This is a genomic window from Rummeliibacillus pycnus (assembly GCF_044359855.1).
Taxonomy (GTDB): Bacteria; Bacillota; Bacilli; order Bacillales_A; family Planococcaceae; genus Rummeliibacillus; species Rummeliibacillus pycnus_A.
The window spans coordinates 1,129,829-1,149,281 of the sequence record NZ_CP132291.1; the positions used below are offsets into that span (position 1 = coordinate 1,129,829).

General features: G+C 33.3%; 24 protein-coding genes and 1 riboswitch. Of the genes, 6 read left to right on the plus strand and 18 right to left on the minus strand.

Going from position 1 to position 19,453, the window contains the following annotated elements; genetic code table 11:
- Position 1 precedes the first annotated feature (1 nt).
- The 9 genes from gcvT to comGA all read right to left on the minus strand — a co-directional run bounded on the left by gcvT (position 2) and on the right by comGA (position 5,908).
- Positions 2-1,102, minus strand: a complete 1,101-nt coding sequence (gcvT, locus tag Q8X41_RS05620) for a glycine cleavage system aminomethyltransferase GcvT (protein WP_397539274.1) — start codon at positions 1,100-1,102, stop codon at positions 2-4.
- A gap of 140 nt (positions 1,103-1,242) precedes the next feature.
- A riboswitch (glycine riboswitch) is annotated at positions 1,243-1,336 on the minus strand.
- Positions 1,337-1,483: 147 nt separating this feature from the next.
- Positions 1,484-1,996 carry a shikimate kinase gene (locus Q8X41_RS05625; RefSeq protein WP_397539275.1) on the minus strand — a complete coding sequence of 171 codons (513 nt, stop codon included), beginning with the start codon at positions 1,994-1,996 and terminating at the stop codon, positions 1,484-1,486.
- Between the two features lie 173 nt (positions 1,997-2,169).
- Positions 2,170-2,340, minus strand: a complete 171-nt coding sequence (locus tag Q8X41_RS05630; protein WP_397539276.1) for a hypothetical protein — start codon at positions 2,338-2,340, stop codon at positions 2,170-2,172.
- A 10-nt stretch (positions 2,341-2,350) separates the two neighbouring features.
- Positions 2,351-2,794: a competence type IV pilus minor pilin ComGF gene (gene comGF / locus Q8X41_RS05635; RefSeq protein WP_397539277.1), complete on the minus strand. Its 444-nt coding sequence runs from the start codon at positions 2,792-2,794 to the stop codon at positions 2,351-2,353.
- Positions 2,773-3,078, minus strand: a complete 306-nt coding sequence (locus Q8X41_RS05640) for a hypothetical protein (RefSeq protein WP_397539278.1) — start codon at positions 3,076-3,078, stop codon at positions 2,773-2,775. The genes comGF and Q8X41_RS05640 overlap by 22 nt, the downstream gene beginning before the upstream one ends.
- Entirely contained in the window at positions 3,068-3,532 is a 465-nt protein-coding gene (comGD, locus tag Q8X41_RS05645; protein WP_397539279.1) for a competence type IV pilus minor pilin ComGD, read from the minus strand. The genes Q8X41_RS05640 and comGD overlap by 11 nt, the downstream gene beginning before the upstream one ends.
- Complete coding sequence (gene comGC / locus Q8X41_RS05650; protein ID WP_397539280.1) at positions 3,516-3,830, minus strand: competence type IV pilus major pilin ComGC; 315 nt, start codon at positions 3,828-3,830, stop codon at positions 3,516-3,518. Before comGC ends, comGD begins: the two co-directional genes overlap by 17 nt.
- 13 nt (positions 3,831-3,843) lie before the next feature.
- On the minus strand, positions 3,844-4,917 hold the full coding sequence (gene comGB / locus Q8X41_RS05655) for a competence type IV pilus assembly protein ComGB (RefSeq protein WP_397539281.1): 1,074 nt from the start codon (positions 4,915-4,917) through the stop codon (positions 3,844-3,846).
- Positions 4,877-5,908: a competence type IV pilus ATPase ComGA gene (gene comGA, locus Q8X41_RS05660; protein ID WP_397539282.1), complete on the minus strand. Its 1,032-nt coding sequence runs from the start codon at positions 5,906-5,908 to the stop codon at positions 4,877-4,879. The genes comGB and comGA overlap by 41 nt, the downstream gene beginning before the upstream one ends.
- A 299-nt stretch (positions 5,909-6,207) precedes the next feature.
- On the opposite strand from comGA, the gene Q8X41_RS05665 reads away from it, so the two are divergent.
- Together Q8X41_RS05665 and Q8X41_RS05670 are read left to right on the plus strand one after the other, a co-directional pair.
- Positions 6,208-6,903 (plus strand): helix-turn-helix transcriptional regulator, encoded by a 696-nt coding sequence (locus Q8X41_RS05665; protein ID WP_397539283.1) that lies wholly within the window; start codon positions 6,208-6,210, stop codon positions 6,901-6,903.
- Positions 6,904-7,040: 137 nt separating this feature from the next.
- Positions 7,041-7,283: a DUF2626 domain-containing protein gene (locus tag Q8X41_RS05670; protein WP_397539284.1), complete on the plus strand. Its 243-nt coding sequence runs from the start codon at positions 7,041-7,043 to the stop codon at positions 7,281-7,283.
- A 669-nt stretch (positions 7,284-7,952) separates the two neighbouring features.
- On the opposite strand, the gene Q8X41_RS05675 is transcribed toward Q8X41_RS05670, so the two are convergent.
- Positions 7,953-8,591 (minus strand): MBL fold metallo-hydrolase, encoded by a 639-nt coding sequence (locus tag Q8X41_RS05675; RefSeq protein WP_397539285.1) that lies wholly within the window; start codon positions 8,589-8,591, stop codon positions 7,953-7,955.
- A 233-nt stretch (positions 8,592-8,824) separates the two neighbouring features.
- On the opposite strand from Q8X41_RS05675, the gene Q8X41_RS05680 reads away from it, so the two are divergent.
- Positions 8,825-9,007, plus strand: coding sequence for a DUF2759 domain-containing protein (locus Q8X41_RS05680; protein WP_397539286.1), 183 nt, complete (start codon positions 8,825-8,827; stop codon positions 9,005-9,007).
- A 118-nt stretch (positions 9,008-9,125) separates the two neighbouring features.
- On the opposite strand, the gene Q8X41_RS05685 is transcribed toward Q8X41_RS05680, so the two are convergent.
- Positions 9,126-10,112, minus strand: coding sequence for a hypothetical protein (locus Q8X41_RS05685; protein ID WP_397540205.1), 987 nt, complete (start codon positions 10,110-10,112; stop codon positions 9,126-9,128).
- On the opposite strand from Q8X41_RS05685, the gene Q8X41_RS05690 reads away from it, so the two are divergent.
- The gene (locus Q8X41_RS05690; protein ID WP_397540206.1) at positions 10,111-10,260 is read left to right on the plus strand and encodes a hypothetical protein; all 150 of its coding nucleotides are present in this window, start codon (positions 10,111-10,113) and stop codon (positions 10,258-10,260) included. The genes Q8X41_RS05685 and Q8X41_RS05690 overlap by 2 nt on opposite strands.
- Positions 10,261-10,388: 128 nt before the next feature.
- On the opposite strand, the gene Q8X41_RS05695 is transcribed toward Q8X41_RS05690, so the two are convergent.
- The 4 genes from Q8X41_RS05695 to rpmG form a co-directional block, all read right to left on the minus strand.
- Positions 10,389-12,269 (minus strand): LTA synthase family protein, encoded by a 1,881-nt coding sequence (locus tag Q8X41_RS05695; RefSeq protein WP_397539287.1) that lies wholly within the window; start codon positions 12,267-12,269, stop codon positions 10,389-10,391.
- A gap of 195 nt (positions 12,270-12,464) precedes the next feature.
- Positions 12,465-12,677 carry a YqgQ family protein gene (locus Q8X41_RS05700; RefSeq protein WP_397539288.1) on the minus strand — a complete coding sequence of 71 codons (213 nt, stop codon included), beginning with the start codon at positions 12,675-12,677 and terminating at the stop codon, positions 12,465-12,467.
- A 23-nt stretch (positions 12,678-12,700) separates the two neighbouring features.
- Complete coding sequence (locus tag Q8X41_RS05705; RefSeq protein WP_397539289.1) at positions 12,701-13,264, minus strand: 5-formyltetrahydrofolate cyclo-ligase; 564 nt, start codon at positions 13,262-13,264, stop codon at positions 12,701-12,703.
- A gap of 68 nt (positions 13,265-13,332) precedes the next feature.
- Positions 13,333-13,482 (minus strand): 50S ribosomal protein L33, encoded by a 150-nt coding sequence (gene rpmG, locus Q8X41_RS05710; RefSeq protein ID WP_066786565.1) that lies wholly within the window; start codon positions 13,480-13,482, stop codon positions 13,333-13,335.
- A 168-nt stretch (positions 13,483-13,650) separates the two neighbouring features.
- Here rpmG and Q8X41_RS05715 point away from each other — a divergent pair, with 168 nt between their 5' ends.
- Complete coding sequence (locus tag Q8X41_RS05715; protein WP_397539290.1) at positions 13,651-14,034, plus strand: hypothetical protein; 384 nt, start codon at positions 13,651-13,653, stop codon at positions 14,032-14,034.
- Positions 14,031-14,513 (plus strand): hypothetical protein, encoded by a 483-nt coding sequence (locus Q8X41_RS05720; RefSeq protein ID WP_397539291.1) that lies wholly within the window; start codon positions 14,031-14,033, stop codon positions 14,511-14,513. Before Q8X41_RS05715 ends, Q8X41_RS05720 begins: the two co-directional genes overlap by 4 nt.
- Positions 14,514-14,997: 484 nt before the next feature.
- Here Q8X41_RS05720 and phoU read toward each other — a convergent pair whose 3' ends face one another.
- From phoU to Q8X41_RS05735, 3 genes are all read right to left on the minus strand, one after another.
- The gene (phoU, locus tag Q8X41_RS05725; protein ID WP_397539292.1) at positions 14,998-15,654 is read right to left on the minus strand and encodes a phosphate signaling complex protein PhoU; all 657 of its coding nucleotides are present in this window, start codon (positions 15,652-15,654) and stop codon (positions 14,998-15,000) included.
- Between the two features lie 12 nt (positions 15,655-15,666).
- Positions 15,667-16,494, minus strand: coding sequence for a phosphate ABC transporter ATP-binding protein PstB (gene pstB / locus Q8X41_RS05730; RefSeq protein WP_397539293.1), 828 nt, complete (start codon positions 16,492-16,494; stop codon positions 15,667-15,669).
- Positions 16,495-17,118: 624 nt separating this feature from the next.
- Positions 17,119-19,305 carry a peptidoglycan D,D-transpeptidase FtsI family protein gene (locus Q8X41_RS05735; protein WP_397539294.1) on the minus strand — a complete coding sequence of 729 codons (2,187 nt, stop codon included), beginning with the start codon at positions 19,303-19,305 and terminating at the stop codon, positions 17,119-17,121.
- Positions 19,306-19,453 lie beyond the last annotated feature (148 nt).

The following is a 19,453-nucleotide window of genomic DNA, read 5'->3' on the forward strand; positions in this document are numbered from 1 at the left end:
CTTATTTTTGACGTTTATAAAAAGGTGTTTCAACTGTCATCACTTTTAATCGGCGGTTACGAATTTCAATTTCTAATTCTTGGCCAACCTCAGCAAATTCACTTTTCACAAGTGCTAATCCAATATTACGTTTTGTAAGCGGTGATTGTGTTCCTGTTGTCACTTCACCTATTTCCTCATCTCCTTTAAAAACTCTATAACCATGACGAGGAATACCTTTATCAATCATTTCTATACCAATACTTTTTCGTGGTACACCATTTTCTTTTTGATCAAGTAAAGCTGCTTTTCCAATGAAATCTTCTTTTTGAAGTTTCACGACAAAATTAATACCTGCTTCCAGAGGTGAAATCGTATTTGATAATTCTTGGCCATATAGAGGAAGGCATGATTCAAAACGCAATGTATCACGTGCCCCTAAACCACATGGAATCACACCTTTTGGTTCACCAGCTTTTAAAATTTGATCCCATAGAGCAACGACTGCTTCTTCAGATGCGTAAATTTCAAAACCATCTTCCCCTGTATAGCCTGTACGAGAAATAAGCGTATCAAATCCACAAATTGAAACATGTTGTTGCAAGCGGAAAGGTTTAATTTCTTTAAGATTAGTCTCTGTTAAGGATTGCAATACTTCTTCTGCAAGTGGTCCTTGAAGCGCTAATTGTCCATATTCATCTGAACAATTCGTAATCTTCACGTCTCCAATTTCCTGTTTTTTCATCCAATCAAAGTCTTTTTCTATATTTGCTGCATTTACAACTAGTAAATATCGATTTTCTTCTAGTCTATAGATTAGTAAATCATCTACAACTCCGCCATCTTCATAACACATTGTTGTATATTGTGTTTGATTAATCGCTACCTTTGAAACATCGTTCGTTACAAGGTTTTGCAAATACGCTAAACTTTCTGAACCTTCTACGAATATTTCTCCCATATGCGAAACATCAAACAAGCCCGCTTTTGTACGAACTGCTTCATGTTCTGCCTTGATAGAGGAAAACTGCACGGGTAAATCCCAACCACCAAAATCAATTGTTTTACCACCATATTTCGCATAAGAATCAAATAATGGTGTTTGTTTTAATTCTGTCGTCATTTTTCTTCCTCCTAATCATCAATTCACAAAAAAAGGACAGAGAAACCCTATTTAAGGATTTCTCTGTCCTTGCACCTGAAAGTTTAACCATTACGGCTGGCCTCTTTGGTGGCTACATAAAGTAGCTCTCTCCAGAGTTGCGTCCCGTACGAGTCTTTTTGCCTGAGAGATTCACAGCACTCACTATTTGCTCCTTCGGCGACGCTACATAGCGTTCTCTCCCCGTACAATCATCCGCCCAAGAAAAATCTTGGTACTATTTTCATATCAATGTTCTATAACAGGATTGCTTGACTATATCCTAACATTGAAAGTGATAACATGCAATAACTTTATGAAAAATGTTTTAAAAACGAACAATATAACACACAAGCATCATTATTATTCGCCTTTCAACCTTGTAACTTGGAATGCAGCATACTCAACAATCTGTCTCAATGAACGACCTTCTGTACGGATATTTATGTGTGCTGCACTCTTATAACATTTTCTTCGCTGATAAAATAAATCTTCTAATTCTTGTTTAGTCGAGCGTTGGACAATAGGGCGATTTTTGTCTTTATGGATTCTTTTCCAAATATCAGGGAATGTTGCGTCTAAAAATAATACTAATCCAGTTTGTCTCATAATTTTTCGATTTTCTGCATTCACTGCAACTCCGCCACCAGTTGAAATAATACAAAATTCATCACGAAAATCTTTTAAAAATTCCGTCTCTATTTTACGAAAATATGCTTCTCCTTTTTGCTCGAAAATTTCTGGAATTGTCATTTTTTCCCGTTTCACGATTTCTTTGTCCATGTCGTAATAAGGCATTCTTAGAAAATAACTAAGTCTTCTTCCGATTGCACTTTTCCCACTGCCCATATAGCCCACTAAATAAACTTTTCTCATCTTCTCACCTTCTTATGACTTACGACTACCTTACAACTTTATATCACTTTTTATTAATAGTAGCATGAACACTAGTCGATTCCAATAAATCATTCAATGATGAGAAGAAATAAAAGAAAATTAGAACATTATGTCAACATTTGCAAGTCATTTCGAATAAGAAGTTTTAGATTTCAATTTGACTTCTCACTTTCTTCCTGAATTGAGTTTAAAACTAGCTTCGTTTGATCGATTGCAGCAATTCGTAAGGCATCATATGCTCGATAGTGTGAATCATAAGCAAAACTCGCCGCCATCATTAGATTTGTGACAAAAAACAAAAAAATCATAGCCGTTAAAAGCATAAAGCCTTGCTCATTCTTTAGAATTCGGCACAATAAATTCTCTACTCCTTTCTTTACCATTCATAAATTTTACCGTTGTATTTAATCTATTGTTGGCATATTCAAAGTTGACCATTGAAACGCCAAATAGTAAAGGTTGATAACCTTCTTCCCTTCTTAATTCCCCAGACGCTTGTTTTAGGCCTAAATTTCCTCTCGTTGATGAGTACTGAATATGATATGAAGTTCTACGATAAAAATCTTTCGTATAGGTTAACTCTTTTTGCAATTGAAAAGAAAATAGTTCCCATTGTAATTCTTCAGTATTAAACATTCCATTGTTTTTATGGCTACACCAAATAAAAAACAACAGAAAGAAATGAGCAAAACAAATTAAAATCATCAACTGTAATAATGCATCTAATAATGTAAACCCACGTTCATCTTTATTGTTTAAGAGTCTGTATTGACCCATAGTGTTTCTTTTTGAATTCCTGAGTATTGGATACAAATTTGAAACTCGTCCCCCTCCCAGTAATATGTGACGCCATCAATTGTTATTTGTCCTTCATATTTTTGAAGCTTTTTAATGTTACCAGCTGCATATAATGCCGCTTCTGCGGCATGTAAACTCAACTTTTTTTGGTAAAGGGATGTCTCTAGATGATAATAGAATGGCAATAATGTTCCAAAAATGAGGATCAAAATAACAAGTGTCAATAATGATTCCGGCAACGAGTGCCCACGTTCATTGGACAATTTTCACCCTTCCTTCACCTAGATATACAATCAGCTCTACTTTTCTTCCATTCACAGAAAATGTCATCGTCCCTGCTCTACTAACCGTTTGTCTTTCCGTGAAAATCACATGATCTAACGTACTGTAATACCGATATGCAATATTTTCCGGGTATTTTCTAACAACAATAGGTTTAACCGTACTAATTTGAGGTACATAAACTTGAATTTCTCCAATCTTGTCAAATACGTATAGACTTGCAGCACCTTGATAACGAAATGACATCGCATGCGTCAGCTCGATATCTAATTTTAATTGTTCTATAAAACGATTTTCTATTTGTCGATCTAACTGTTTCTTTCCCACACTAATACCGATTGTGCAAATGAACATTGTAATCGCCAAAACAAGTAGCATCTCGATAAGAGTAAAACCTTTCTGATTGTTACTATGACATTTAGTTTGAAACGTCAACTTTTCCATCTGCTATCGTAATTGTTTTCCCTTCACATGTTTTTGAATCACTTGCTTTTAAATATTCTTTATTTTCTAATTCTGATATCGACGTCGGATATTGTCCTAAATCAATGCGATAAGCCTCTACTTGTCCCTGTACCATTTTGACGTAGGCATCGCAGCCCTTCTTATCAACTGTTGTGAAGTGCTTTGTTACATTTGGAATGGCTATTAAAATCAGAACTGAAATAATAAACAACACAATTAACATCTCGATTAAAGTAAATCCTTTTTGATTGTTTTGTTTTAATATCATAGTCCGCTCCTTTTTAAACAAGTTCCAACATTTCGTACATTGGTAGTAAAATAGCAAGATAAGCTCCTAAAATACAAAGTGCAATAATGACAAAAAGTAGAGGTTGCACAAGAGCTAATACCCTTTGAACATTATTTTCTGTTCGATCAGTTAGAAATTCGCTATAAATTTGTAGTTCGCGCCCAAGATTTCCCCCTTGTTCACCATGAATAACATGTGCATAGAATCCTTTATAAAAAAAGTTCTCTCTTTCTATAGCTGTAGATAGTGAATCTCCATAGACAATCCTATTTTGAATTATTTCTGCAATCTTTGCTAAATAAGGTTGTAGCGACTGCTTTTGTAGAATATCAAGTCCTTCTTGCATCGGCATACCACTTTCTATGAGACCACCTAATTCATAAGATATTTGCCTAGTAATTTGTAATTTAAATTGTCGGTTGACCAGAGGTATTTTCATTAAAAAACGAATTTGTTCTTCAATTGTTTTTTTACATAGCCAACGCCAGATGATAATTAAGACGCCCAATCCCCCAATTGCCAGTACTATTATAAAATCTGGTAAATGCAAAAATAAGGCAGACAATGTTAAATCTAAATTCCCTTCTGCTGAGCGGTTATTTATCATAAAAGACATATTAGGTAAGAAATATGTTCTAAAGGCTAAAAATAAGACAATTAGAAATAGGAAAAGGACAATTGGGTATGTCATCAATTTAATTAGACGTTGCCTGTTCTGTATCTTTTTTTCTAACTGATTTGCAACTGTTTTTAATGCTTGTACAGTTTTACCGTGCTGCTCGGCCACTAAAATTGTCATTAGATAAATTTTAGGATAGCCTAATACATTTAATACATCTGTCATTGATGCACCATTGCGTAACTGATTTAAAATATCATCTTCCATTTCTGACTTACTTTTTAAATGATGGGGCATAAGCATGAATAAAGAATCCGAAAATGTATATCCTTCATCCAATAACACACTCATCTTTTTTAATAACTGTGCAGGTTCTTTCAATTGAATTTTTCTCTTTAAAAAAAGCTTATCCATCCAATCTTTCTTTTGGATTAAGGGTAATTGCACTAAATCTTACCCCCTTTGCTATCTGACCTTCTAGCGTTTTTTCAGACGGAAGTTTATATGACTTGCCTGTTTCTATTGCTTCAAATGCTTTTTCTAAACAACTTTCTGATAATATTTCAAATACTGCCGAGGCTTTTTGGTCTGATGTTAAATGAACGAGACGTTGTGCTACGACACCTAATACAGTTTGTTTTAACTCCTCAAGTGAAATACCTAAATCTAATAATCGATATAAACAACCAACTGTATCTTTACTATGAATAGTCGTAACCACTAAATGACCCGTCAGTACTGCTTCGATCGCAATTTGTGCCGTCTCTCTATCTCTTATTTCACCTATCATAATAACGTCTGGCGAGTGTCTCAATATTGCTTTTAAACCAACTGCATAAGTTACTCCAGCTCTTTCATTTACTTGGATTTGTAACAAATGTGATTGATTATTTTCCACAGGATCTTCCAAAGAAATAATGTGTTTTTGAAAGTTTGTTGCAAGATGATGAATTAATGAATAGAGTGTAGTGGATTTGCCACAACCAGTTGGACCTGTCACAAATAATATTCCTTGTGGCTGTTCGACAAGTTGAACTAATTGTTTTGCAGAATCAACAAATACACTTAATTCTGATATTGGTAATGTTCGATTTTGGAGCATTAATCTTATTACTAGACTTTCTCTTAAAAAAACAGAAGGTAAGGTAGAAACACGAAAAGAAATTTGTTGTTCATTGAATTTTTGCTCGAATGAGCCACTTTGGGGTTTGCGTTTTTCACTTATGTCTAAAGAGGATAAATATTTCAAATAGGAAATCATACGATCTCCAATATCAAGGGGAAGGTGACCAGCCGATATTAGCTGCCCAAACTTTCGATAATAAATTTCATATTGATTATTTGTAGGCATGAGATGTAAATCTGATGCACCAAATTGCAAAGCTTTTTGTAATAGTTGCACCGATTTTTGTTCGATAATTGTTTCAGTAAATGACATTGTACCTCCTCTCAACCATACAAGTAATGACCGCTCTTTACTTGTTAAAAACATTATACATGGTCTATATTGGAAATGAAAGGATTTATTTCAATTGATATTCATCACATTTTCCCTGTTCTACTTTTTCTCATAGTGCTATTTCCCTTAATTAGACAACAGTACTACATGTATTTGGATGAATTTCATTAAATTTCCACAAAAAAATCACATTTAATTGAAGAAAAGTTTTTTTCTACTGCTACAATTGAATTATTGCTTTATAATAATAGTATTCAAATAGGAGGTGAAGAGATTACATGTTAAATTCACTAAAAGTTACAAGTACTTTATCTGATGAAACTAGATTCTCTATATACCAATTTATGTTACAGGAAAAGAAATCTTTTTCTGTTCAAGATATTGCTGACCGCTTTCATATTCACCCTAATGTAGCGCGACTTCATTTAACAAAACTAACTGAAATTGCAGTAATCAGCTCAGAATATGAAAAGACTGGTAAGGGTGGGCGACCTGGACGTAGATATAAAGCTGAAGAAAAAGGCGTTACATTATCTTTTCCAAAAAGAAATTACGATGAATTACTTGAATGGGCTCTTGAAATTCTAACAGAATTTGGTGAAGAAGCAAATAATGTAGGCAAGAAAATTTGTTATAAAAAGGGTTCGGAAGACATGGAAAAACTTGTCTTAAGCCACGGTAAAGATCGACTTCAACTTACATTTGATGAAAGATTAGAATTGATTACTGAAGCAGCATCATTAATCGGTTATGTACCTTTAATTAAAGAGACGCCAGATGGTAAGACAATATCTTTTGCAGTTTATAATTGCCCATATAATAATGAAATACAAAAGCATTCAACACTTGTTTGCGATTTACACGAATCCTACTTAAAAGGTCAATTCGATACGCTTTTCGATGTCAAAGATTTTGTGCAGATTGAAAGTATGACTAATAGTTGTGATTACTGTACTTATAGAATTAACGTATAATATAATATCTGGTAAGACTTTGTGAAATATTACACTGCATTGTCACAAAGTCTTTTAACTTGCGGTTTACATGTATCAATATAATCATTTATAATGATTATGAGATTATTGTGTCGTCGAAAAGGAGGGAATCGTACATGGATAATATGTATAAGGTGCTTGGCTTCTGGACAGGTATTTTCGCAGTTATGTTTTATTTAGGTGATATGAAAGAGGTTTCGCTATTATTCTTAGCTAATACAGGATTTTTCCTTCTATTAGGTTTTTTAAACCTAACAGAACGTATGTATATGTACATTTTCGGTGCTTACTTAACAGTATTCTTTGCTGGTTTCACGTACTGGACTACATTCATTCACGTCCCAGGTTTAGAACATTAATAGTTAAAAAAGACAGTCAAACGGCTGTCTTTTTTCTTTTATACAGTTTTCACTATTGACATAGTAAAAATGGTCGTATATGATATATTAGTAGCTTAACTTTATCCCTCCCATTTATATATGGTGAGAAAACATCCCCTAGATGAAGATTAATATCTTCTACTTAAGAGGCCTATAAAGCCTCTTTTTTTTGCGATTTTTAACTTTATTATTGATTTCAAAACCGTATCCATCTCGTGGATACGGTTTTTATCTATAAATTGAATTACTATTTTTTATGTACTTCATTTAATACATCATATTAATTTTTGTAATTGAATCAATTTCATAAATCCGTTTTTGATTTTTAAATACGAACATTCAACATACTAACTTTTCCATATTTAGATATCGATGTTCCGCTACAGACGGCGCTTTCCACGGGCTTGGCTTCAATCTCCTCGTCACTTCGTTCCTGCGGGGCTTTCAGCTCAAGCTTTTCCCGTAGGAGTCGCCGTCTTTCGCTCCACAATAACAAAATTGGATATAAATCCTTTTTGAGTTTCATAGGTTTTAAACGTTTGCCAAGAGAGTAAACAATAACATACCTATTTTAAGTAGAGGGTGTTAAATTATTAGATCAAATATATAAAAAAATAGCACCTAAATGTAAGTTCAGGTGCTACTCTATTAGAATCCATTTAAAAATGGATTTTGTTCCATTTCAATATCAACTCTAGTTGGATTGCCATGACCAGAGTATATAATAGTTTCCTCATCAAGCGCTAATAATTTATTATGGATGGATTCTAAAAGTTGTTTACTGTCCCCACCTTCTAAATCAGTGCGTCCAATACTACCTTCAAAAAGTGTATCCCCTACAATCGCAAAGCCTTCATCTTCAAATAAAAATGTAATACTCCCAGGTGAATGGCCTGGAGTGTACAAAATGTCAAATGTAAAATTAGCAAGCTCCAGTCTTTGTTCTTGTTCAATTAAGTAGTCAGCAGGCTCAATTTGAATATTAGGAATTTCTGCATACCGTCCAGATCCATTCTTCATAGGATCTTGCAACCATTTTGATTCCTTTTTATGCAAGTACACTGGTATTTTAAATGTATTTCTAACATCATCTACAGCACCAATATGATCAAAATGAGCGTGTGTTAATAAAATAGCTATTGGCTTCAAATTAAGTACTCTTATTTGATGCACAAGTTTATCACCCTCACCTCCAGGATCAATTACCAAACATTCCTTATTCGAATTACTTATTAAATAACAATTCGCTTGAACAGGTCCAAGCGGATATGTACGTATATTCAACACTTTCATCACCTCTTCTTCATTATACAGATAAAAATACAGTTGGCTACTATCTTGTGAGTCTTTCTAATGACACAGAAATCTGTCAGGTATTGTCATATATAAAAGTTATTATTTTCAAGTACTTTCGAATTTCCGTCACTTTTTATTCTCGACAAAAGCTGGAAATAGAATTACAATAGAGAAGGAATAATGCTTACGGCATTCATTTTCTGATGTCGAAAGGAGTGTCTCTATTGAACTTATTAATGGTTATTTTTGGCCTAGTAGCTATCCTAGGTCTTGTCGGCACTGTGCAAGCTCTTAAAGAAAAAGCTATTCTTGGAATAATCTTTAACTTCGCGGCATTCGCAGTGTTTGGATGGTTCGTAGTAATGACTGTCCTACATCAAGGTTTTCCACCAAGCCTTCATCACTAATTGAAAATTGGTAGGAGAAAGGATATCCTCTTTTGGATATCCTTTTTTAATCTGAAAATTCCCAATTATCAATAGTTTTCACTATTTAAATGAGGTATTTATATAATTAATGGTATTTCTATCCTTGAAGCAATAGCCAGTCTTTTACCTTAAATTTCTTGGTTGTGAATACTTTTTCATAGTTATAACCGGTTAGACACACACTACCTTTTGAAGAACAGACAATGGGTTCATAATTTTTCATTTCACCTATTTGTTGAACACCATGAATTGAGGTGTGTACAAGTTGAAATGGATTTTCTTCTTCATCTATTTTACCACTCTTTGTCGGTAATAATGTAATAATTGATTGATCATCTAACCATTGCACTTCAGGTACAAACCATTGCGAGAAATTGGTAACAGCAGGTGTTTCCCATACTTGCTTTTGCGTTCCCTTTTGTAATACATACTGAAACTCCTCACGTTTGAAATCCATTGAAACAATTAATGTGGATTGTTTATAACTATTCATATAAACTACTTGATGATTAGATAATGGTGTTTCTTTATTATTTCTCCAGTCAACTTTTGACAAAGTCCCGCCGTTTAGAGGGTTGTTGCTCATTCTATTCATCCATAAAGTATCATCTGTTAACCATACCCAAAATGGATTTTCTGATTGAAATTCATGTAGCTGCTCTTTTTTACTTTCAAAGACATAACTTTTATAAGAAAAGTTATCACTAAATGACGCAAATGCTAATAAGTCTACATTATTAGGATTCCATACAATTGATAACTCTGACGATGTAACTTCAAAATGATGTAATGGTTTCCCCTCGACCGAAAGTATCGTGACTTTTGCTTTTTTTTCGTTACTTGCTGTTTGAATAAGTATTTGCTTCATACTAGGATGGATGAACGCTTGTATAATGTCGTCATTAGTGGAGTAGATTGTTTTCTTTTTCCCCGTTAATAAATTGTATCTAACTAAGTGTTCTCCTTTTTGATCCTGTTTAATAAAAAGAACTTCAATTTCAGATAAGAATCCAACAACACTATGTAGTTCATCTGTTTTTAATCGATAAGGAACAACATTCGATATTGTTTTTACAGTTTCTATTGATTTCTTTTCAGACTGCTTCTGTTCGTCCTTTGAATTTAAGTTTTGTTGTTGGCATGCAGCAAGGAAAACGGCAGAAATAAGTAATAGAAATGCAATTTTCTTCATCGTTGCCACATCCTTTCTAGCTATTCTATTATACGATTAATTATATAAAAAGCTATCATTCTAATAAAATTTTTTTATGTCAAGAGAAATGAAAAACTTCATCTCATAAATAAAAAACCACATAGCTATTAAAAGCCATGTGGTCAATAATATATCATTTATCTAATTCTATTTTGTTTTCCCTGTTTCGTTATCATAGAAGCGAAGCAAGTCACCATTGATAATCTTATCAGAGTATTCTAGTTTTTTGTTTGATTGATCAATGTAAGGTTGGCATTTTGATATATCTGTTTTTTCACCATTTTTCTTATCGTAACATACTTCACCAGCATAAACTAATTTATCTGTTACGAATCGACCATCACGGAATGTTACGAAATCCTTATGGTCTTTAGAGAATAAGTCAGTACCCATTTGCAAGTCGTCTTTCGTATCAACACCAAGTAAATGTAAAACTGTTGGTCGTACATCCATTTGGCCAGCAACTTCATGCATTTGTTTACCTACTCCTGAATGCGGAATATGGATAAAGAATGGTACTTTTTGAAGTTGAGCAGAGTCAAATGGCGTAATTGAATCTTTACCTAGATATTGAGCCATTGCTTTGTTGTGGTTTTCAGAAATACCATAGTGGTCACCATACATAACGATAATCGAGTTATCATATAGACCAGCTTTTTTTAGATCTGTAAACAATTCTCTGATCGCTTCATCTGTATATCGTACAGTTTGGAAGTAACGATTTACAGTATTATCATCAGAAGTATAAGGTTTGATCAATTGATCTTCTGGATCTGATGTGAATGGGAAGTGATTAGATAATGTAATCATTCGTGTATAGAAAGGTTGTGGCATTGTTTTCATAATGTTAACCGATTGGTCCATAAATGGAATATCTTTTAGACCCCAGTTAGCTGAGTTTGCATCTGTTACTTTATATGAATCTACATCATAGAAATGTTTGATATTTAATGCTTGATACATCATATCACGATTCCAGAAACTTTTATTATTTGCATGAAGTACAGAAGTATAGTAGCCATTACCATTTAGTTTTTCTGCCATAGAGTTGAATGTATTTCCACTGTTTGTGAAGAATACTGCGCCTCGTCCTGTACCATATAAAGAGTTCTCAATAATAAACTCTGCATCAGATGTTTTACCTAAACCTGTTTGATGATAGAAATTATCAAAATAGAATGTATCTTTATCTTTTGATAGTTTATTAAGGAACGGCGTAATTTCTTGACCATTAACCTTATTGTTAATCACAAAGTTTTGAGTAGATTCAAGTGAAACGATAATTACATTACGTTTTTTGGCAACCCCAAAGGTTTTTTTGTTATTTTCACCTTGGTTAGATTTAACATAGTTTGTTACATCTGTTAATTCACTACCATCAGCCAAAGCACGTTGTGCATGTGATTTTGATTGAATGAAAACATCATATAACTGATAGTTGTAAGTACCAATATTCTTTACTAATAATTCACGGTCAAAACTACGTGTTAATAATTGTGGTCTTTCAGTTTCCGCAAGGCCAAGGTTTAAGAATAACATTGCAAAAGATAATACAAAGTATGTGCGACGCATATTTGGTTTAACAACAAATGCTTCTTTTGCAACAGGCAAGAATTTAACAGCTAATATCAATAACACGACATCAGTGAAATAGAAGATATCCGTCCAATACATTGAAGATCCTGCAGAGTTTCCTAAATCACTAAAGTTACTAGTTTGGAACAATACTGGTAATGTTATAAAGTCATTAAAGAATCTATAAAATGCTACATTACCATAATTGACTATTGATAAAATAATACTTACTGTAATCATATAGCGATTTCGTACTTTTGCTGTTTTGAAGAATAACGAAATCCCATATATAAATAACAAGAATGCAAGCGGGTTGATAATTAATATGAATTGTTGCATTGCATTTTCAATTTTCATATCAAAACTTGTTTGATAAGTGATATATGTCTTAATCCAAGTGGTGACGATTGCAATCACCAATATTGAATGTTTAGGTAGTTTTTTGAGATTCATTCCTAACATCCTCCTACTTTCTTTCGTTACAATTTTAGTTTCATAAATGAAAGAAACAAAATTCATATTAATCCTTTTTTTACAAAAACGCAACAATTTTGTTACACATTCATTAAAATCGTAAATCTATATTAATGGATACCCCTATATAAACGAATTCATCATCAGAAGGTTTCATTGTAAAAAAAAAACTTATTAATCTTTCATCTTTGCTTCTTTTTCTAATCTCAATTCTTCCATTCTCAAAATATGGCGAGCTGATTGGAATTCTTGTGATTCGATTATACCACCTTTATATAGTTCCACTAAATCCATTTCCATAAGTTGCAAATCACCAATACGATTTTTGGTATAAACAAACGTACCGAAACGTTTTAAAAACTGCATAACATCATATACTGTCTCCAAGGGTAAATAAGCCCCCTTTCAATTCACTTACATTTTATTATCTCATTTTCAGTGATAATTTTTTCAATAGGTACATCATAATCATCTGTCGGGATTTTTTCAACTACCTGCATTAGAAACGCCAAAGAAATCGTTGGATTCTTAAAATTCGACAAAAATCGATCATAGTAACCACCACCGAATCCAAGTCTGAAACCTTGTCTATCATATGCAAGGCCCGGTACAATTAAACAATCAATTTGTTCTTTAGTAATTTTAGCTGTTAAATGCGGAATCGGCTCTGAAAGCTGCATGTAAACTTTCTCTAGTTGTTCAAAAGACGTAATTTCATAAAATGTCATCATTCTTGTTTTAGGTTCGCATTTCGGTACAACAACCTTTTTTCCATCGTTCCATAATGTTTCGATTAAGGTCCACGTTTCCACTTCTGGAAATGCAGAAAGTGTAATACCAATGATGTTTGCGTTTTTTACAGCTTTTTCTTGAAGTAGTTGTTTATGTATAAGTTTAGATTTTTCGTTATAAGTAGACTGTGAAAGTTTTTTTAAATCATTCATTATTATTTTTCGAAGTTCTTTTTTATGCATACGTCTTTCACTCCTTTTTCTCTAAAAATGGAAAAAGCCAAAACCACAAAGGGTTTTGGCAATGAGCATTATTTCGTTTCACGGTGAAGTGTCATTTTGTGATCACGAGAACAATATTTTTTCAATTCAAGACGTTCTGGATTGTTACGTTTGTTTTTCTTTGAAATGTAGTTACGTTCGCCACATTCAGTGCAAGCTAATGTAATATTAACGCGCATTGTTATCCCTCCCACTCTATATAAAGAATAAAATGTCTTAGTGAGCATGATTTATACGACTAGACCATTATATCATATATTGCGAAAAAATCTACTGTCATTTCTAATTAGAATTTGATATGTTACAATTAAATATACAACTATATATCCATCATGAGGTGAATGAAAATGGACTTATCGCTCATTTTGATTATTGTTGGGATTCTCATCATCATTGCATCCTTTTTTGTCGGAAATCAATCAAAACAATTAGAAAAAGATGTTGAAGAATTATCCCTTAACTTTTATCAAGAGGCACACCAATTAAAACGTCGTTTAAAAGTAGTAGAAGAAGAATTATTAATTGAGCCACAAACTTTTGCAAAACAAAAAAAGAAAGTAAGTCCAAAGCCAAACGCGAAAGTAGGCATTAATGGCATTCATCAAATCTTGATTAGCCAAGTTCTAACTTTACATAAACAAGGCTATAACACAGATGAAATAAGTAATCGCTCTGCCCTATCATCTGATCAAGTAAAAGCCATCATAGCTTCTGGGGGCTATAGCCTATGATGAAGTCTTCATTGCGTTCATTTGGTATAGGCATTTTCTTCGCAGGCGCTATCTTAGCGATTAATAATCATTTCGATCAAAACACGTCTGCAAGTACAAAGACTACTATAAAATCAACAAATTCTGATCAAAAAGGCACTGTTGTTATTAAGAAAGCAGAACTTGCTACTTTAAAAGCAGAAGCTGCTGATGCAAAAGCACAATTAGCAAAAATTCAAACTGATTATAATAACTTAAAAACAGATCAAACAACTAAAAAAGACAGTGTAAAAACATATACTTTGATGATAAAAAGAGGAATGGGTACTGCAGAGGTTAGTAAAGCATTGAAAACTGGTGGCATTGTAAAAGACGATGCGGAATTCGAACGATATATTATTAATAAAAATGAAGCAAAAGACATACAGATTGGTGATTATAAACTTACATCAGATATGACCCATGCAGAAATATTAAAAATTATTACTAAGGCAAAATAGAAAAAAGATGTTTCATAAGTGAAAGAATCCACTTGTGAAACATCTTTTTCAATTGAAGTTATTAATGATGGAGTATTTATATAGCTATGCTAATGAATACAATTGAACTTGTATATTATTTGCTCATTTCGGCGATTTGCTTGCTCTTTTTTAAATTATATTTTTCATTTCATTAACTTTCATCATAATAATATAGCAATACAAGATTTTTATAATCAATTTTCGCCTATTTTTACTTTTTCTGTGCCTTTTCTACGTTCCTGCGGGACTTTCAGCTCAAGCTTTTCCCGTAGGACTACCTCAATGAATTAACATAGCACGAAAGAAATACGAATGCATTTTCGTGGATTCGCCGTCAAAAGTAAAAAGATGAATAAAATTGGATGTCATTAACTGTTCCATTATTTTAGATGAATTTTGCAATATGAAATTGATTTATTAAAATAAAAAAAGCTATCCAAAAATTTTTTTGGATAACTCCTTTTTATGAATTTAGGGCAAATCGTTTACCTTGTACGATAAAGAATAATGCTTCGGCAAGGTTCGTTGCATGGTCTGCTGCTCTTTCGATATATTTGCAAATTAATGCTAATTGAATTGCCTGACTACTTGCATTCTCAGTTGAAGCCATTTGTTCGATTGCCGTCATCGTTTCGCCATAATAACGGTCAATTTGATCATCTCGAAGAGCAATTTCTTTTGCTTTCTCGATATCCTCTTGAACAAATGCGTCTAGCATTTCTTTTAGCATCGTAATAGTTAATTGCCCCATTTCACGCAATTGTTTTTCAGGATAAGGATTGGGGTTCTTTCCTATTCGAATCGTTTCTTTTCCAATATTAACAGCATAATCACCAATTCGTTCCATATCTTGAGCAGCTCTTATAATAGAAACTAATCGACGTAGGTCTGTTGCAACGGGTTGTTGCTTTGTAATTAATAAGATAATTTCATCGTGCAGATGTTCTTCCAGACGATTGATAAAGCGATCTTGCTCGATAATGACAAGAGCTCCATCAATATTTTTTCCAAATAGTACTTCTAGTGATTTTTCAAATGCTTGAATTGAACGTTCACAAAGGTCTACTAACAGATTTTGCACACGAATTAAATCTTTATCATATTTTTCACGAGGTGTCATTCTATTTCCTCCTTATCCGAATCGTCCAGAAATATAATCTTCTGTTCTTTTATCTGATGGTGTTGAGAATAATTTATTTGTATCATCAAATTCAATTACTTCACCATTTAAAAAGAATGCTGTTTTATCGGAAATACGTGCAGCTTGTTGCATGTTGTGCGTTACGATAATAATGGAATAGTTTTGTTTAAGTTCTTGTACAAGTTCTTCCACTTTTAAAGTAGAAATAGGATCAAGTGCTGATGTTGGTTCATCCATTAAAATAACATCTGGTTCGATAGCTAAACAACGTGCTATACAAATACGTTGCTGTTGGCCACCAGAAAGTCCGTATGCACTTTGGTTAAGACGATCTTTTACATCATCCCAAATAGCTGCTCCTCGTAAACTTTTCTCAACGATTTCATCTAATACTTTTTTATTTTTAACACCGTGGATTCTAGGTCCATAAGCTATATTGTCATAGATTGATTTTGGAAATGGATTCGGTTTTTGGAAAACCATCCCTACTTTCGTGCGTAATTCCTCTACTCTATAGCTTTTATCTAGAATATTACGTTCACGATATACGATTTCTCCAGTAGTACGAACAATTGGAACAAGTTCTACCATGCGATTTAATGTTTTTATATATGTCGATTTACCACAACCAGATGGTCCAATTATAGCAGTAACATCATTTTCAAAAATATCAAGATTAATATCTTTTAATGCTTGTTGCTCACCGTACCATAGATTCAAATTTTTTGTTTGGTAAACAGTCTTTTTCTTTTCTGGTTGAAGTACTTTTAGATCTTCCACTAAACTTTCATCAGTTTCTTTCACTTGAACTTTCAACATTATATTTCCTCCTACTATTAATAGCGTTTTTGGAATTTGTATCAGATGAAGATTGCGTCGAACTCCTACTAAGTTTGTAGTATTCATTCTGATAAAATCGGTCATTTTATTTTTTGCATATTCTTCAAGATAAAACGCTATGCCAGCACCGAGTAAAAGTGAAACTGGTGCAACACCAATTAGAATCGATTAAAGTAGCTGCGTGAATATCAGCCTTTTAGGAATCAAGAAGAAAAATTGCCCAGGAAATCAAAAACACTCCCTTGGGTATTACTCCTATTAATCAAAATTCCTAATGTTTTAACTCGAATAAAGTAGCAATTTGAAAGATTGCTTTCCAAAGGAATTGTTTTATTTATTACAATACTCACTATAAAGCCGGAATGTTGAGGTTATATAAATTTAATGTTATTAATTATTATTGTTTTGTAAATGTAATGTAAATTGCTCATTATAGCCATTATTTCTTCTATTATTCCTGCTGGAGATTTTTTCTGTTACAACATCAGAAGTTTCATTTTCATACAAGCATAGCCTATATATTAAAAGAATAAAAAACACAGTGATTGATAATCACTGTGCTCTATTTAATATAGAAGAAACTCATAGTTTCTTACGAAAATTTTATTGTGCTGTATTTGTTGAACCTTTAGATGGTGTTTTTGTTATCTTTTGATTCACAGTTTCTTGACTGGTTTTTAAATCTTTCTTGTGTAAATCGAAATAAGTTTCAACTGCTTGTCGAGCAATTATATTATTAATTGCTGTGTAAGTTTCGGTCGTTGTAACCCATGGAACGACTACCGCATAGGCAATTTCTGGATTTTTATACGGTGCAAAACCAATATGTGTAATTGACAAAGTTTGAGTCCCATATGCAGCTGTTTTTGGTCCATAATATACTACCTGAGCTGTACCTGTTTTACCAGCAGCATCAAATTTGGCATCTCTGAAATATTTAGCAGCAGAACCTTGACTACCAAAGTAAACTTGATGCATCCCTTGTTTCACATGGTCAATTTCATATTGTGAGTTATCGATTGTATTCAATACTGTAGGTCCAACCTCTTCAACTAATGGCCCAAGGTTTTTACCATCTTTTGAAGGTTCGCGAACTTCTTTTACAACATGTGGTTGTATTCGTTTTCCTCCATTGGCAATGGTAGATACATATTGAGCAAGTTGAAGCGGTGTAAATGTATCAAATTGCCCAATTGCTAAGTCGAGTAATTTACCTGGAAGGAGTTCTTCCCCTTTAAAGCCTGCGAATTCACCAGGTAAGTCAATACCAGTATCAACTCCTAAACCAAATTGCGCATAGGAATTTCGAATTTTTGTAAAATCACTTGGTTTTACGTGCAATGCCATATTTGGTACATAATTGACACCGGCAATCTTCATCGCTGTTTGGAACATATAAGAGTTCGAAGATCGTTCAATAGCCGTTAAATCTGACATTGGAATAGCCCCTGAACGGTTAAAGATAGATGATTTTGGTTTCGTACCTGCAAGTTTAATTGGTTGGTCAACTAAGACTTGACCCGGAGTTATAGCATTTAGTTTATAACCTGTCAATAAAGTTGCTGGTTTTACTACAGAACCTACTTCATAGGCAGATGTGAAAGTACCAATTGAATAATCATTTACAACTGTTCGACCATTTTTATCAGTATCTAATTTTTTTCCAACCATTGATAGCACATCACCGGTATTCGGGTTCATCATCACAAGAAATGCTCGATCCAATAGACTAGATGCGCCAGATGCTTTTGCAGCCAACAATTGTTGTTCTACAAGCTTTTCTAATTTAGTTTGAAGTTGACTATCAATTGTTAATACCAAGTCTTTCCCTGGCGCACCATTATAGATTGATTTCGTATCAACTACTTTACCTTTACCATTTGTTTCGTTTTTCACTACGGCTTTTTGACCTTGAAGTAGTTCTTCATATTGGGCTTCAAGATAACTTTTCCCAACGCGGTCATTTCGTGAATAGCCACGTGCTAAATAATAGTCTAACTTATCTTTTGGAATACCCTCAGCTGGAGATGTTGTAGAGCCAAGAATACTTAGATCAGAGTTTTTAACACGAGCCCAGTCTGTAGTTGTGTTGACATTTGGCAAGTCATTTAAATGTTCTGATACAACCGCAAACTCTTTATCTGTTACATTATCACTCTTAATGATTTGTGGAGATAAGTTGTACCCTGCTACCATTTTGCTGTAAATCGCTAAAACTTGTAAGTCTTTTTTCGTTAAACTTTTCAGCTCTGACTTTGTAATACGTTCTCGTACTAATTTATCGATCTCAGCTTGCTTATCTGTAGCAGCTATTTTTTGGTTTTTATTAATCGCATCTTGTTCACTTTTCGAAACCTTTGCATAAGCTTCTTTATTATGAAGCTTGATCCAAAAATCTTGTTTATCTCGTAATGCAATTTTACTTGTATCCATCTTAATGAGCGTTGCTAATTTTCTTGCTGTATTTAACATTTCATCGCTCGTTGTCGATTGAAGTTTTGTATACGTAATCGCATTTTTCGGCTTATTATCGACTAATACTCTTCCTTGACTATCATAAATTCGTCCCCTTGGAACACTAGTATTAACTGTTACTTCTTCTGTTTGCTGTAATGCTCTAACATAATCGCTACCTTTTACAATTTGCATGTAACCCAATCGTAAAATAAGAATTGAAAATAGCACAAAAATCGAGAAGAAAAGTATATTCATACGAAAAGACAAATTTGCACGCTGTTTCGCTTTGACACTTGATGCACGTTTCTTTGTATTTTTGTTTTTTTTGCGCATGCATTTAGCCCCCTTTCCGCTCAAATCACAATTAGTAGTATATCATTTTTCAACACAAAAAACATAAAACTATTGGTTGAAAATGAATAATTGCATGTTTCCAAAATCATAGGGAGTTAGCACGTTTCTTGCCTATGTAAATGTGGAT